The sequence below is a fragment of the Nocardia arthritidis NBRC 100137 genome, assembly GCF_001612765.1.
Classification (GTDB): Bacteria; Actinomycetota; Actinomycetes; order Mycobacteriales; family Mycobacteriaceae; genus Nocardia; species Nocardia arthritidis.
In genome coordinates, this window is the sequence record NZ_BDBB01000008.1 from 109,902 (window position 1) to 123,692 (window position 13,791).

General features: G+C 67.1%; 12 protein-coding genes. 4 read left to right on the forward strand and 8 right to left on the reverse strand.

Going from position 1 to position 13,791, the window contains the following annotated elements; genetic code table 11:
• Nucleotides 1-339: 339 nt before the first annotated feature.
• Together NA8_RS08215 and NA8_RS32540 are read right to left on the reverse strand one after the other, a co-directional pair.
• Nucleotides 340-1,026, reverse strand: coding sequence for a hypothetical protein (locus NA8_RS08215; RefSeq protein ID WP_218019424.1), 687 nt, complete (start codon nucleotides 1,024-1,026; stop codon nucleotides 340-342).
• Nucleotides 1,026-1,370, reverse strand: coding sequence for a PEP-utilizing enzyme (locus NA8_RS32540; protein WP_245663715.1), 345 nt, complete (start codon nucleotides 1,368-1,370; stop codon nucleotides 1,026-1,028). The genes NA8_RS08215 and NA8_RS32540 overlap by 1 nt, the downstream gene beginning before the upstream one ends.
• Nucleotides 1,371-1,743: 373 nt before the next feature.
• On the opposite strand from NA8_RS32540, the gene NA8_RS08225 reads away from it, so the two are divergent.
• A complete protein-coding gene (locus NA8_RS08225; RefSeq protein ID WP_245663716.1) occupies nucleotides 1,744-2,991 on the forward strand; it encodes an FAD-dependent oxidoreductase in 1,248 nt (415 codons plus the stop codon).
• A gap of 31 nt (nucleotides 2,992-3,022) precedes the next feature.
• On the opposite strand, the gene NA8_RS33575 is transcribed toward NA8_RS08225, so the two are convergent.
• Both NA8_RS33575 and arfB read right to left on the reverse strand, forming a co-directional pair.
• A complete protein-coding gene (locus NA8_RS33575) occupies nucleotides 3,023-3,226 on the reverse strand; it encodes a hypothetical protein (RefSeq protein ID WP_157106582.1) in 204 nt (67 codons plus the stop codon).
• A 776-nt stretch (nucleotides 3,227-4,002) separates the two neighbouring features.
• Entirely contained in the window at nucleotides 4,003-4,431 is a 429-nt protein-coding gene (arfB, locus tag NA8_RS08235) for an alternative ribosome rescue aminoacyl-tRNA hydrolase ArfB (RefSeq protein WP_063049775.1), read from the reverse strand.
• A 460-nt stretch (nucleotides 4,432-4,891) separates the two neighbouring features.
• Here arfB and NA8_RS08240 point away from each other — a divergent pair, with 460 nt between their 5' ends.
• On the forward strand, nucleotides 4,892-5,647 hold the full coding sequence (locus NA8_RS08240) for a DUF6882 domain-containing protein (protein WP_157106583.1): 756 nt from the start codon (nucleotides 4,892-4,894) through the stop codon (nucleotides 5,645-5,647).
• A 37-nt stretch (nucleotides 5,648-5,684) separates the two neighbouring features.
• On the opposite strand, the gene NA8_RS08245 is transcribed toward NA8_RS08240, so the two are convergent.
• Nucleotides 5,685-6,884, reverse strand: coding sequence for an alpha/beta hydrolase family protein (locus NA8_RS08245; RefSeq protein ID WP_063049777.1), 1,200 nt, complete (start codon nucleotides 6,882-6,884; stop codon nucleotides 5,685-5,687).
• 414 nt (nucleotides 6,885-7,298) lie between these two features.
• On the opposite strand from NA8_RS08245, the gene NA8_RS08250 reads away from it, so the two are divergent.
• Nucleotides 7,299-7,883: a hypothetical protein gene (locus NA8_RS08250; RefSeq protein WP_063049778.1), complete on the forward strand. Its 585-nt coding sequence runs from the start codon at nucleotides 7,299-7,301 to the stop codon at nucleotides 7,881-7,883.
• 182 nt (nucleotides 7,884-8,065) lie between these two features.
• The gene (locus NA8_RS08255) at nucleotides 8,066-10,021 is read left to right on the forward strand and encodes a GMC family oxidoreductase N-terminal domain-containing protein (RefSeq protein WP_063049779.1); all 1,956 of its coding nucleotides are present in this window, start codon (nucleotides 8,066-8,068) and stop codon (nucleotides 10,019-10,021) included.
• 17 nt (nucleotides 10,022-10,038) lie between these two features.
• Here NA8_RS08255 and NA8_RS08260 read toward each other — a convergent pair whose 3' ends face one another.
• The 3 genes from NA8_RS08260 to NA8_RS08270 are packed head-to-tail and all read right to left on the reverse strand — an operon-like array spanning nucleotide 10,039 to nucleotide 13,225.
• The gene (locus NA8_RS08260; RefSeq protein WP_063049780.1) at nucleotides 10,039-10,413 is read right to left on the reverse strand and encodes a DUF742 domain-containing protein; all 375 of its coding nucleotides are present in this window, start codon (nucleotides 10,411-10,413) and stop codon (nucleotides 10,039-10,041) included.
• On the reverse strand, nucleotides 10,410-10,826 hold the full coding sequence (locus tag NA8_RS08265; protein WP_063049781.1) for a roadblock/LC7 domain-containing protein: 417 nt from the start codon (nucleotides 10,824-10,826) through the stop codon (nucleotides 10,410-10,412). The genes NA8_RS08260 and NA8_RS08265 overlap by 4 nt, the downstream gene beginning before the upstream one ends.
• A 32-nt stretch (nucleotides 10,827-10,858) precedes the next feature.
• On the reverse strand, nucleotides 10,859-13,225 hold the full coding sequence (locus NA8_RS08270; protein WP_063049782.1) for a sensor histidine kinase: 2,367 nt from the start codon (nucleotides 13,223-13,225) through the stop codon (nucleotides 10,859-10,861).
• Nucleotides 13,226-13,791 lie beyond the last annotated feature (566 nt).

Here is a 13,791-nt window from a genome sequence, read left to right on the forward strand (position 1 = left end):
GCGGTGTCAACAGTGGCAGTGTACGCGCGGCCGTCGCGGGCCACCCGTATGAGATCGGTAGCCGTAGATCGCCGTATGGCTAAGGCGCGGGGTGATACCACGGCATGGCCAGCGGCTAACCGCAGGAGGTTGGCTTGCGCTATTCCGCCTGCTTCGAGGCTCAAGGCACCGGACTCACTCGAGTTGGGTCTCGGAACTCGTGGCGGAATCTCGGCATTCCGCCTGGCGGGCAGCCGGGGCACTTCGTGCCCGAGAGGAGTTATGCCCACGGTGCCGTTCCAGAGCGCGGCCCGCGCACTGTCCTGGACAGCCCGAACCGCCGGGCTTGGGAGAACCTACCTAGGGGCCGGAGGTGAGCGCCCTGTCGATACCCAGCGTGGCAATCAGATCTTCGTGCAGTTCGAACCAAACTCGGTGGGCGGAATCGTATCTGGTGCCGGTAACCATCTCGGGTTCGTCGGCGGCCAGGGAGACGGCCGCGGCGAACCGAGTGTCGTAACCGGAGAACCGGGCGAGTCGCTCGGTGAGCTGAGTCGTCAGCGGAGCCAATTCCTTTGCGAGGCGTTGCAGTTCGGCCAGGATCGTCTGGTCCCGCTGTGCGTCCCGGTGGTCGTTGTCCTGCATGCTGCCATCGGGAAGGATGGTCAACTGCCAAGCGGTGCAGGCCTGTACCAACCTTGCGTTGAGCGGGAGAAACTCGCGATAGACGTCTTCCACGAACGCTTTTTCCCCACACCCGGAAAGCTCGTCGGCGAGTAGCCGCTCGTTCTCCGCACGCCCGCTCTCGGTGAGCGACCAGCCTGCGTCCTCCCCGAAGCGGAAGCGGCTGATCCAACCACGCCCTCGGAAGTCCCGCACGTGCGACTCGGCGAGGCCGACGGGCATTCCGTATCTGTCGGCCACCGCCTGCGTATCAACAAACCCGCCAAGGCGGATTGCGTGCAACGCGAGCAACGAACTGCGTGAAACGTGCGTCATCCCGGACCTCTCTTTCGTATCGATCAGCCATGCCTGATGAAGCGACATCAACGTTGGGTTGAGCGAACGGCATAAACGTGCCCCTTGGTCCCATCGACCGAGATAAGCCGATGATTCGCCAGGGCCTCCATCGCTCCTTTGGCTGCCACCACGGCTGGAATCCCACACTCGCGGGCGACGATTGCCGCATGGGACAGCATTCCCCCGGTTTCGGTCACCACCGCGGCGGCAAGGCTGAAAAGCGCTGTCCACGACGGATCGGTCGTGCGACAGACGATGACGTCGCCCGGCCGAACCGCGTCGAAGTCGTCCACACTGTGCACCAGCCGGACCGGACCGGCGACAACACCACGGCTGGCCGGGGCGCCAATGGCAATCGGTGCTTCTGGCATCGTTATTCCTCCTGTCCGCCGCGCCACTACGATTCGGCTCGTCACAGCCGCGTGGTCGCCGCACGGCGCTCTGCGACTCGGGTCGCGATCGTTTCTGCGCGGCCTGCCCGGAGACGCCGAGATGGCGCCGATTTCCGCCCAGGGCATGCCTGCGTGCCGGGCTTGGTCCACGAAATAGTCGAGCAGCTGATCGGCCGGCCGCAACCAATGCGCAGCGTGAATCACTGCTGCTGCCAACCGATCCAGGCACCTATCGGGGTGGCCCGCTCGATCGCGACGATCACGTCGCGCAGTGGCAGCCGTCGATCCATGCGTCAACCATAGGTTGACGATTACGGCCTCGTCAACTACTAGTTGACGGCATGGCGAGTGGATGACTTTCGCCGACAACAAATCCAATCAGGAGTCGCAGATGGAAGCTCTCGAGAACGCCGCGCACCAGCACGCCAAGACATCGGGCAGGCGGGCGACGGTCGTCGGCGCCGGTATCGCTGGTCTGGCCGCCGCGTTGCGGCTGCATCAGCAAGGTTGGGACGTCGTCGTGGTCGAACGCGCGCCGAGTCGTCGCAGTAGCGGTTACCTGATGAACCTGCACGGACCCGGATATGCCGCTGCGGAGCGGCTCGGGCTGGTGCCGGCGCTGACCCCGCGCGATATCGGATTCTTCACCTCGGTCCTCGTCCACGCGGACGGCCGGGAGAAATTCAGGATTCCGGCCACTGTCACCGAGGCCGCTGTCGGAAACCGGGCCCTGAGCTTGTTCCGCGGCGACTTGGAGTCGGCGCTATACGACGCGGTGGCCGACCTCGCCGACATCCGTTTCGGCACCACCGTGCAGGCCGTCAACCAGACCCCCGGGGAAGTCGTGGTCACCCTCAGTGACGACACCCATTTGCGAGCCGAACTCCTCGTCGGCGCAGATGGCGTGCACTCCCGAGTCCGCGAGCTCGTATTCGGCGCCGAGCCCGAATATTTCGTGGACCTGGGCCACATGGTCGGCGCATTTCCGCTGGAAACAGTTCCCGAGCACATGCCGGGAGGCGTCGGCACCACCTTTATCGGCCCCGGACGTACGGCCGCGGTGATGAACCTGGGACCGGAACGGTCCTCGGCGTTCTTCACCTACCGCTGCCCCGACACCGGCACCGAATTGGCTCTCGGCGCCGCGCCTGCCCTCACCCGAGCGTTCGGGGATCTCGGGGGCGGTGTCGCCGACGCCCTCCACCAACTCGAGGCCGACCCCGCCAGCGCCTACTTCGACTCGGTCGGCCAAATCGTGATGGACCGCTGGAGTCACGACCGAGTCGTCCTGATCGGGGACGCGGCATGGTGCGTAACGGTATTCGCCGGCTACGGCGCCGCCCTGGCCCTCGACGGCGCCGACCAGCTCGGCACCGCGCTGGTGGCACGCGGCGATGACATTCCCACCGCTCTCGACACCTGGGAGAGGGCGTTGCGCCCGGAAGTACACAAACGACAGGCACTGGCCCGGAAAGGAATCAGCCGATTCGCCCCGCCATCACGCACACATGTGTGGGCCGGTGAACTGATGCTCCGCGCCATCCAGCTCCCCGGCATCCGCGGCCTGGTCCGCCGCTCTATCCAACGCGCCAACAACTAGTCGGGTGCCACGTTCGGCGACTGAGTACCTGTCAGGCGGGGACTGCGGTGTTCAGGAAGCTGAGTTGGTCGGCGACGACGGTCGGAAAGTCCGGTTCGAGGTAGAGATCGAAGTGGCCGAGGTCGTATTCGCGGACGGTGGCGTGCGGCATTTTCGTCGCGGCCCTGCGGGCGGGTGTGACGAGGTCGGCGCGGGCGATCTGGATCAGCGCGGGACAGCTGGCCGGGCTACACATGCGGAACTCGAGCGATGATCGCGGCCAGCTTTTCGCAGCTCGCCGCGCGGGTGATGACGTGGCCGCCGGAGAATGAGGTGCCCCGTGCGACGATCCGGTTCGGGTCGGCGCCGGGCAGGTCCTGGCGAAGGCGATCGCGGTGCGCCAGTCGTCGAGTTGGTCGGTGATGTCGAGTACGTGGCGCGCCAGTCCATCGCTGTAGCCCCAGTATCGGGAGTACTTCGTGAAAATGGCGTCCTGGTGTCGAGGCCCCGGCACGGGATGCGAGTAGGCCCTGGCACCAGCATGAAGTAGCGGCGTATCGCGCTGAGTGTAGGGTCCGCGGCACGGTGGTCGGCAGACTGGAGCCGTCGTCGCTCAGAACATTCGCTTCTGCCGATTACCGCGTCCTCTACGGCTGCTGGCCGTACCGCCGCCAGACCGTAGCTTCGAAAAGTTATGCCCGGCTCTCACCGCGACAGCGGTAACCACCGTTACGCCGATCAGCCCTGACGGCCCACGTCAGTGCAGCGCAGAGGCCGCCGAACATTATGCCTCCAGCCAGCAAGATTCCCGCGCCGACAATGGCGGTAGCGAGCGCAGGAGTGCCGAAGCCGAAGTACACGGCGAACGGACTCGACAGCACTGCGCCGACGAAGCCCCCGATCAGGGCCACGACGAGGACAGGTCGGTCTTTCATGAATCCAATTCTAGTCTTCGAGCAGTCATTCACTCCGCCCGAGACACCAGCATCACAGACATCCGCGTGGCGTCACCGACGTCCGTGGTCAATACAGCTAGTCGTCGGGGGAGGCGCGGCGGTTGCGTTTGGTGACGCCGCGCCGCTTCTTCGCGGAGATACGACGTTCCTTTGCTCCGCGGGAGGGCTTGGTGGCGCGGCGAACAGGTGACGGTGTGGAAGCGGCGTCACGTAGTAACGAGGCCAGGCGTTCGCGGGCGACCGCCCGGTTCCGCAGCTGTTCGCGTCGCTCCGATGCGACGACCGTGAGAACCCCGTCGACCAGGCGGGTGGCCAGGCGGTGGAGCATCCTGGTGCGCAACCACTCCGGCACCGAGGGCGACTTGGCGAGGTCGAACGACAGCTCTACTCGGCTGTCGGTGGTGTTGACGTGCTGCCCTCCCGGCCCGGACGACCGCGAGAATCGCTCCCGTAGCTCGGACGCGGGTATCACCAGCATCCCAGTCACGGTCAGGTCCTCTGCCATGATCCGACGCCGTTCTTTCCGATCCACGAGTCGACTCGGCCACGTCGGTCCAGTCCCGACTCAATGGTGATCTTGTGGTTCACAATAGCGATGACCTGCCGATGTGTAACAGCAGCCCGTCCGCACATGCCGCGACCCGTGCGATCCCGAGGCCCGGGGGCCGGTCGACGAACACACTCATGCCGCAGGCGAGAGTCCGTGGACCTGACCTGCCCTTGGTGTGAACGGCAGCGCACCTACCTCGGCATCCTCGGTTTCATCACCGGGCATGCCGGCTTCATGACCGACCACCCCAGCGAGCTGGGCCAGCAGGTCGTCCGGCAGCATGCTTACCGGTGCGATCGGCGCGGCTCCATGCAACTGTATCGCCGATGGCTTCCTTTCCCGCCCGTTGCCCGGCAAGGAAGCCGTCGTAGGCGCGGCGTCGGCGCGGTGACTCCGCGTTGACTACGCTGACGCGGTGCCCCAATCCGTGCCACTGACGAGACTTCTCGATGACGCGGGCTTGCTGTCACTCGAGCATCGGCTCCACCTCGAAGACGTGCTCGGCGCACACGTGTGGGAGGTCGACCTGGAAGAACGCCGACTCGAATTCGCCGGTGACAAGGGTTCGTTCGTCTGCACCGAGGTCCATCTGCTCGGTACGGCCGACGCCGATACCTGGCTGTGGGGGTGGGTCAATCCCTGGGACTACCCGCGGTCGCTGCTGCGTGCCGCGGAGACGGTGCGCGAGTTCGGCCTTCGATACGGTGTCGCCGAATTGTGTTCGGCCGAACTGCCGGTGGTGCTCGGTGGCGCGGCCCCGGAGCCCTATCAGGTGGCGGGGCTGATGGCGGACGCCGCGAAGATCGTCTGCGGGCGCTGGAACTCCTACTGCGGTGTCATCGATGGCGCCTGCGTCGCGTTTCTCATCGACCATCCGGCGTTCGAACTGCCCGCGCCCACTCCCTCGGGTCTCGCTCGCGTCCTGGCCCATGGTTTCGGCGCACTGCCGCTGACCGATCACCGGCGTGCCGTGTACAGCTACCTGAACCGGCGGGGTCTGGTCACCGAGTTCCTCGACGATTACCGGTGGCTGGAATTCGGCGGCGGTGGTCTGGCGGGTGAAGTCGAGTTCGACGCTTCCGGCCGGATCGCGAGCCTGGATATCCGACTTGTGACGGAGGGGATCGATTCGCCCTTCGAAGCGCACACGCAGTCGGCCCCATCCCACTGACCGCTCATCCGGACGGATGAACGGCGGCCTGCAGCGGTCAGTTCGGCGGGAACTTCTGCTGGAACCAGTCGAGGATCTCAGGAAGGGCAGTCCGGGCAGATCCGGCGTGGTCCACCTCGCCCAGGTCGCGCAGCGTCGCGTTGCCGCTGTCGAGAGCTTGCAAGCAGTGCTCGGCGTTGGGATAGGGGACGGCACGGTCGCCGTGGGAAGCGTAGAGGCGGACCGGCACCCGTGGCCGCCAGTCGCAGGTGCCGTCGCTCTCGGCGATGGCCGCGGCGGCTGCGCCGGTCGGCTCGGTGGCCAACCGGAGGAACCGCGGGGTCAGCACTTGCGCGGGGGTGGCGGCCAGCGACGTCACGATGGTGATCTCGCTGTGGAAGCCGTCGAAGAGTTCTTCGACTTTGTCGGCATAGGGCTGCTGAAAGGCTTCGGTCGGATCGTCGTAGAGCTGGTGGATCCGGTTCATCGAAGTGAGCCAATACGAGAGGAACAGTACCGCCGCACCCGGTACGACCCGCCCGTCGAGGGCGGCGGGCGCCTGGACATGCTGGAGGTCGTGGGGGCCGCTGATCGGGGCCAGGGCAGCGATCCCGAAACCGGGGATCGTTCCGGCGTGTAGCGCTTTGCCGAGAGCCATCGCGGCGTGGCCGCCCTGGGAGAAGCCGGTCACCAGCACATCCGGGTCCAGCTCCCGGCGCTGTTGGGCCGCGAGGGAATCGGCCGCGCGGAGCAGATCGGCCGAGGCGCTGGTCTCGGAGGGCGCATGGGTGTAGGTATGCGTTCCAGGACCGTTCCCGAGGCCCAGGTAGTCCGGTGCCGCCGCCGCGTATCCGGCGGCGGCGAACGCCACCGTGCGCAGCCGCTCGGAGAGATTGCGGGTGTCGACCGATGGCGCGTCGCTCTTGAGCGTCATGGTCCCGTGCTCGTAGCTGACCACCCGCAGCCGCCGAGAGTCGGTGCGCGGCAATACCACGAGCCCGCTGGCAGTGGTCGGCGCGCCCTGCGGGGTGATCGTCCGGTATTCGAGGCGAAAGGCGTCGACGCCGTTGCGGACGGGCGTTCGGATATCGCCGTCGGCCAGCAGCGCCGCGGTCTGCTCGGGCGGCAGACTCATGAGGGGAGTGGTCGATACGATCGCACCGCGGGCAGGCGGCGGTTCGCGCTCGGTGTCCGCGCACCCGGCGGCGGTTCCCAGCAGGACGACCACCGCGACCAAGCAGCGCCTCAGACGGTCCATCCGTGGATCCTCTCGAAGATGATCGGGTTCGCTCCATCATCGCGCTTGTACCGGCGGGTGGTCGGCTCCCGCGGTCACTCGAAGACCGCCGAAGGCTCGGGCGCGGCGGCCCTGGTGGACGATCGCGCCGCGATCGTCTCTGCGAGGCTGTGCCGAGTGGGTTCGGTGCCTGGTTGTAGCCGGCAGATCCATCCGGCAGTCGGCCAGCCAATAAGTAAATGACTGTTCTGTTGGCCGTCATCTACCTACCAGCGCAGACCTACCATATGTTATGGGATATTATTGGCTATCCGGGTGGTGTGGTGTGATTGCTTCCTGCACGGCGCAGGCTGTCGAGGCTATCCGGTCGAAGCTGTCCGGTCGCCGCCGAGACGCGGTGACGGCCGATCAAGGGTTACTACCCGAGGAGTGTGTGTGGGCACGGTACCGGCGAGCGCGACGATCGAGATCTACTTCCGTGCGGCGGCCGCAACCTTGGTCGAGGCGGCGACGGTGCTGGCGGATTTCGGGTGCTCCCCGGTCGACGTGTCCGGCATTCTCCATCGGTTGCGCCGAGTCGAGCAGGCACTCGCCGTGGTCATGGCCAACTCGAGCGCTGCCCTGGCGTCCGGACCGGTGGCCGCCGACCGCACGCGATTCTGCGAACTCGGCGAGGCACTCGGCCGCGTCCTGGAGCGCACACACGCGGCGGCCGCCCTCGCGGACGCCTACGTCATCACGACGGTGCCGGACGAGGTGCTCGAGGTCGTGGTGACGATAGGTCGCTGCGCCCAGCTCACCGCCGCGGCGCTGGGGGCCTGCGAGCAACCGCTGCTCGGGTCGTATCGCGCCGAGCTGCTGCGTCTCGCGGTGCACGCCGAACGGACATTCACCCGGTGGTCGCTGGCGCGGCCGCGCACCGGCGGGGACCCGGCGGCGGAACTCGGAAGTGCGCTCGTCTCCGTTGTCCACGCGTTTCTGGCGGTCGGCCACGCGGCGGCAGTCGTCATCCCGGAATGAGCGGCCGGGTGAACGATCTGCCCGCAGGGTGCGGCCAGAATGGCCGGTGTAGTGCCCGTACTGCTATGTGGCCACCAATTCTTCGCAGTAAGACGCTGTCAACTGGTGAAATGCGACTTTAGTTAGTGGTTGTTCATATCGTGTGATAGAACTCACTGGCGAACCGAAGGGGACTGCTCGACATGGAACCAACAGCCAAGCAACGCGCGGCGATGAACATCATCTGCGACACCTTCAACCCGGGCGACGGGCTGACGCTGCCGTCGGCGAGCGCGCTCGGCGCCGTCGACACCGTCTTCGAGTTGCTGGGCCGCAATCCCCGCGAGGCCGAGAAGAAGCAACTGGCCACGCTGCTGAACCTGTGGGATTCGCGGCTGGCGGGCCTGCTCACCGGCAGCGGTCCCCGGCGATTCTCCAGCCTGACGCAGGAGCAACGGGAACGGGCGTTGCTGCGCCTCGCCGATTCCCGCATCGAGTCGGTGCGGGTGATCTTCCAAGCGCTCAAACAAGCGTCGCTGCTGTCCTACAACATCACCCCCGGCCCCGCGGGCGTCAATCCGCTGTGGAAGGAGATCGGTTATCCGGCCCCGGCCGGTCCGCTCCAGACAGCGCCCGCGCCCGCGTTGTCTCCGCTGCGCTACAGCGAAACCACCGAGCTGCACTGTGATGTCGTGGTCGTCGGGTCCGGCGCCGGAGGCGGTGTCGCGGCCGCGGTGCTGGCCGAAGCGGGTCTCGACGTCGTCGTGCTGGAACGCGGAAACTATTACGACGACCGCGATTTCGGCCTCGGCGAACTCGGCGGGCTGAAGCACCTGTACGCGCCGGGCCCGCCCGGTTCCACCGAAGGCCAGATCACCCTCGTCGCGGGCACCTGCCTGGGCGGTGGAACGGTCGTCAACTGGAGCACGTCCTTGCCGACGCCGCAGGACGTCCGGGCGGAGTGGGCCGCGCTGGGCGCCGCCCAGTTCGCCGAGGCCGAGTTCGACGAAGCGCTCGAGGTGGTGCGCCGCCGGCTCGGTGTCACCGAGCAGCGGTCGGTGTTGTCGGCTCGCGACGGTGTTCTCGAACGCGGCGCCCAGGCGCTGGGCTGGGAAGTGGATACCTTGCCGCGCAATGTCACCGACGCCTGCGATGCCGGCGTGGAGTGCGGTCGCTGCGGATACGGCTGCCGGTTGGGCGCCAAGCAGTCGGTGACCAAGACCTGGCTCGCCGATGCGGCCGATCGGAGCGCGCGGCTCGTCGTGGACGCCGATGTGCGACGGATTTCCGTGCGAGGCGGCCGGGCGCAGGGCGTTTCCGCGGTCACCTCCGACGGTGTGGCGATCGAGGTGCGCGCTCGGGCGGTGGTGGTGGCGGCCGGAGCGATCCAGACTCCGGCGTTGCTGCGGCGCTCCGGGTTGCGCAACGACAACATCGGCCGCCACTTGCGCCTGCATCCGGCGGCCGCGGTGTTCGGCGTGTTCGAGGAGGAGATCCGGCCGTGGGAAGGCGGCTTGCAGACCAGGATCTGCCGTCGGCACAGCGACCTGGACGGTAACGGCTACGGCGTGATCTACGAAACCGGGCCCATCCATCCCGGTCTGGCCACCGGGTTCATGAGCTGGCGCGGCGCCGCGAACCATCGGGCCACCATGCTCGACTTCGCGCGTTCGAACGCGATCGGCATCATCACTCGCGACCGTGACTCGGGCACCGTGTCCGTCGACCGGGGCGGTGAGCCGATCGTCAACTACCGGTTGTCGGACTACGATGCCGCCCATCTGCACACCGGGTTCGAGGGGGCGGCGAGCATCCTGGAGGCAGCGGGCGCGCAGCGCATCTTCTCCGGGCACCAAGCGGGCATCTCCTATGAGCCCGGCAGGCGCGGGTCGCATGCCGATTTCGCGGCCGCATGCCGGGCCGCCGGGTACGGTCCGGGACAGTGTTCCCTGGGCGCGCTGCACATCATGGGCTCGGCGCGGATGGGTGGTTCACCGGAAACCTCGGCCACCAACCCGGACGGCGCCACCTGGGAGGCGGCGAACATCGTCGTCGCCGACGCGTCCTGCTTCCCCACGGCGTCGGGCGTCAACCCCATGGTCTCGATCGAGGCGATCGCCTACATGAACGCGAAACGGCTTGCCGCGCAGCTGGTCTGAGTAACCGGCCGGGCCGGTCAGAGCGCGCGGATGCCGTCGAGCACCGCGCGCAGGAGGCCGAGATCCGACTCCGGCCCCGTCGCGGGCGGGGCCGACCGGCAAACCAACCTGCCGTCGTCGAGCAGGTCGCCGATGAGGACCTTCGTCATCGTCAGCGGCAGGCGCAGTCGCGCGGAGACCTCGGCCACCGACTGCGGGGTGCGGCACAACTGCACGATCGCCGCGTACTCCGGTTCGGTGCGCCTAAGCGCGGCGCCGGGCGCGGCGTCGACCACCAGGGTGACCAAGTTCAGTTCCCGGCGCACGGCACGACCCCGGCCGCGGGTGATGGCGAAGAGCCGGACCAGCGGACCGGCGTCTTCCTCGTACCAGGGATCGTGCTGATAACTCATGGCCGTGTCGAAGCGGGCGGGTGCGGGCGTGTATCGACCGACAGGTGGGTTCCGACTCGCTGCACCGTCTGGTTCATCTCGTAGGCCACCATACCCATATCGGCGGTCTCGGACGCCATGAGCGCCAGGCACGCGTTGGCCCCTGCCGTGGTGACGAACAGCACCGCGCGGTCGAGTTCCACCACGGTCTGGCAGACGCCACCGGCGTCGAAATGGTGACCCACGCTACGGGACAGACTGTGCAATGCCGATGCCATCGCGCAGAATCGCTCGGCGTCGGCCTTGTCCAGCTGAGCCGAATGGCCGATCAGCAGCCCGTCCGAGGACAGCAGGACCGCGGACTGGGCTCCGACGAGTCCGGTGACCAGCTCGTCGAGCAGCCAACCGAGGCCGGTTCCCTGGGAAGTAGTCATCGTCGCCTTCTGGATGTGTATGGAATCGCGGACTAGTCGAGGCCGGGACGCTTCCGGCGTCCCTGCCGGGTCCCGCTCTCGATGGCACTCATCAGATTGCGTGCTTCATCGGCGGTCCGTTGCCGTGCCGGGGCCGCGGCGGGCGGCGCCGACTGCTCGTCGGGAGACTGGCGGCGGCGGCGCGGCAACGGAGGCCTGCCATCCGGAGCGGCCTCGGCGTACGGTGCGGCCCCGGAGTCGAATCCGCGACTGTCGTCGGTGTGCGGGCCCGGCGCCCAGGACTGCTCGGAGGACGAGGTGAACCATGCCGACCGCCCCGGGACCGGTGCGGGCGCAGGAGGCGCGTGCCCCGGCACCGGTGTCCTTTCGGGCTCGATACTGTCACCGTCGTTGTGTTCGGACGACTGCGTACCCGACTGCAGAAGCGCGTTCGGAATCAGCACCACCGCCCGCACGCCGCCGTAGACCGATTCACCCAGACGCACCGAGACACCGTGACGGTGAGCCAGTTTCGCGACCACGAACAACCCCAGCCGGGTATCGCTGGACAGGGATACCACACTGAAATCGGGCGGTTTGGACAGCAACTCGTTACGCGCGGCGAAGTCGGCCTCCGACATGCCGAGGCCTTGGTCGATGATCTCGACCGCCACACCGCGCCCGACCACGACGCCGGACACCTCGACTCGCGCCTGCGGGGGTGAGAAGGCTGTCGCGTTGTCCATCAGCTCGGCCATCAAGTGGATCAAGTCGGCTACGGCGTTGCTCGACACCTGGGATTCCGGCAGCCGGCCGGTCTGAATCCTGGCGTAGTCGAGGCTTTCCGCGACGGCCGCGCGGACCAGGTCGAGCAGCGGCACCGGCTTGCGCCAGCGCCGGCCCGGTTTCTCGCCACCGAGGATGATCAGGTTCTCCGCGTTGCGCCGGGCCCGCGTCGCGAGGTGATCGAGCTGGAACAGCAGCTCGAGCTGGTCGGCGTTCTCCTCTTGGCGTTCGGCCTGGTCGAGCAGGGCGAGCTGGCGGTGCACCACGACCTGGCTGCGATGGGCGATGTTGAGGAACACCGCGTTGACCCCCGCCCGGGTCTTCGCTTCCGCGACCGCGGCCGACACGGCCGCGACATGGGCGCGGTTGAAGGCGTCGGCCACCTGGCCCAATTCGTCGGTACCGAAATCGAGTCGCGCCAGTTCGGTCTCGGAGTCGAGGCTCTCGCCTCGACCGAGTCTTTGCATGACTTCGGGCAGCTGCTGGTCGGCCAGTTCCAGGGTGTCGCGCCGCAGTCGCCGCATTCGTGCGATGAAGCGGTTGGCCAGGACCAGCGCCGCGAGGAAGGCGAGCGTCGCGACCAGCAGCACCGCCGCGCCACCCAGCATGGACTGTTGCGCGGTCCGGTCGCCGCGCTCGCGTGCGATGGCGTGCGCGTCGCGACTCTGGTCGTCCCACAGTTTCAACAGCTTCGTCCCGACCTGGCCGGAAGCCTCCTGCCAGGCCGCGACATTCATGGGCAACGACTCGGTTCGCGAGGTCGAGCGGCCGCTCTGGGTTCTGCCGGTGCCCTCGCGAGTGGACTCGTCGAAGTCGGTGCCCGCCTCCACCGGCCCCCGCAGCAGCACGGCGTCCTGCATCGCGATCACTTTCTGATAGGCCGGTCCACCAGTGATCTCCTGGAGTTGAGCCAGGCGCTTGCCCTTCAGGACGCGGCCGGCGTATGCCACCTGACCACGGAATTCCCCGAGCAATCGGCTGAATTCGGTCAACTGCTCCGGAGTGTGTTCGCGGACGGTCACCGCCACCGCGCCCAGGGTGTCCGCCATGGACAACGCTTCGGCCGCGCGCAGGGGCTCGACGCCGTAGCTCAGCTCCATGGCGATGTCGGCTTCCGGCGCCACCCGCGCGGCGAGCGTCGACGCGGCGATGATCGTGCCGATGACCCCGCTGAAGACTTCGAACACCTCCTTCGGCGGGGCCTGCCGGCTGTCGACCCCGCCGCGCAGCGTCGGAACCAGCGCGAAAAGCTTGTTGTAGCCTTCGATGTCGGAGGCGGACCCGCCGGGATTCAGTTTGCGGGCGGCATCGCCTTTGGCGATCACCGCTGCCAGCGCCGCGTCCGAGCGTTGGCGGGCGGCGGTGAGTCCGCCGACGATTTCGGTGTCACCGGCCAGATACAACAGCGACAAGCGCCGCTCCTCCTGGAACGACTGCACCATGAGAATGGCCGGCGTCGTCGTACTGCTGGCCAGCTCCGCCCATTCCTTCGCTGCTCGGGCGGAGTGCACCAGGTAGCCCGCCGCACCCACACCGATCGTGAGAAGCGTGACGCTCGAGATGAGGACGATCGCCAGCAGTCGTACCCGGACACCTACTCGACCACGGACATCACGCCGGCTCGACCGAACCACTCCCACAGCGGATTCGCGTAGCTCAGACCACTTACTCACGGCTTGGAATGCCTACCTCTGACATGGCCCCGCCCGGCCCGGGCGGCACCTCACCTGTACCCGACCGAAGAATAACGAAAGTGTAGCGGTCAGATCGCGAATCGGATGGTTTTGTGACACTCGACAAGTGAACGGCAATTATTCCTGAATTTCGCTCTGCATGCGGTAGGGCGACTCGTGCCGCCTGTGAGCGGCAATCGCCGGTCACAAGCGGGCTGGCGCGCGCTACTGTCGGACCGCGACCATTCGATTCAGAGCGGGTCCCTATTATCAACTTACCGTCGGTTCTGGTCATAATTTCGCCAGCGCGCCCTGTACACGCTCCGCATAGCGGCCGAGTCGCCAGGTCATTCGAGCCGACCGATGTCGGCTCGGAAAACGACATACCCGTGCCGACCGCAACTTGGCGATGATATAGCCCCGTAAGGAATTCGAGTTCCCGCCACTGGTGACGATCCTCCTCTGATCGGTTCCTCGGAACTCGGCGTTCTGTCGGCGCGGACAGCGAATTCTCGGGCATCAGTGCC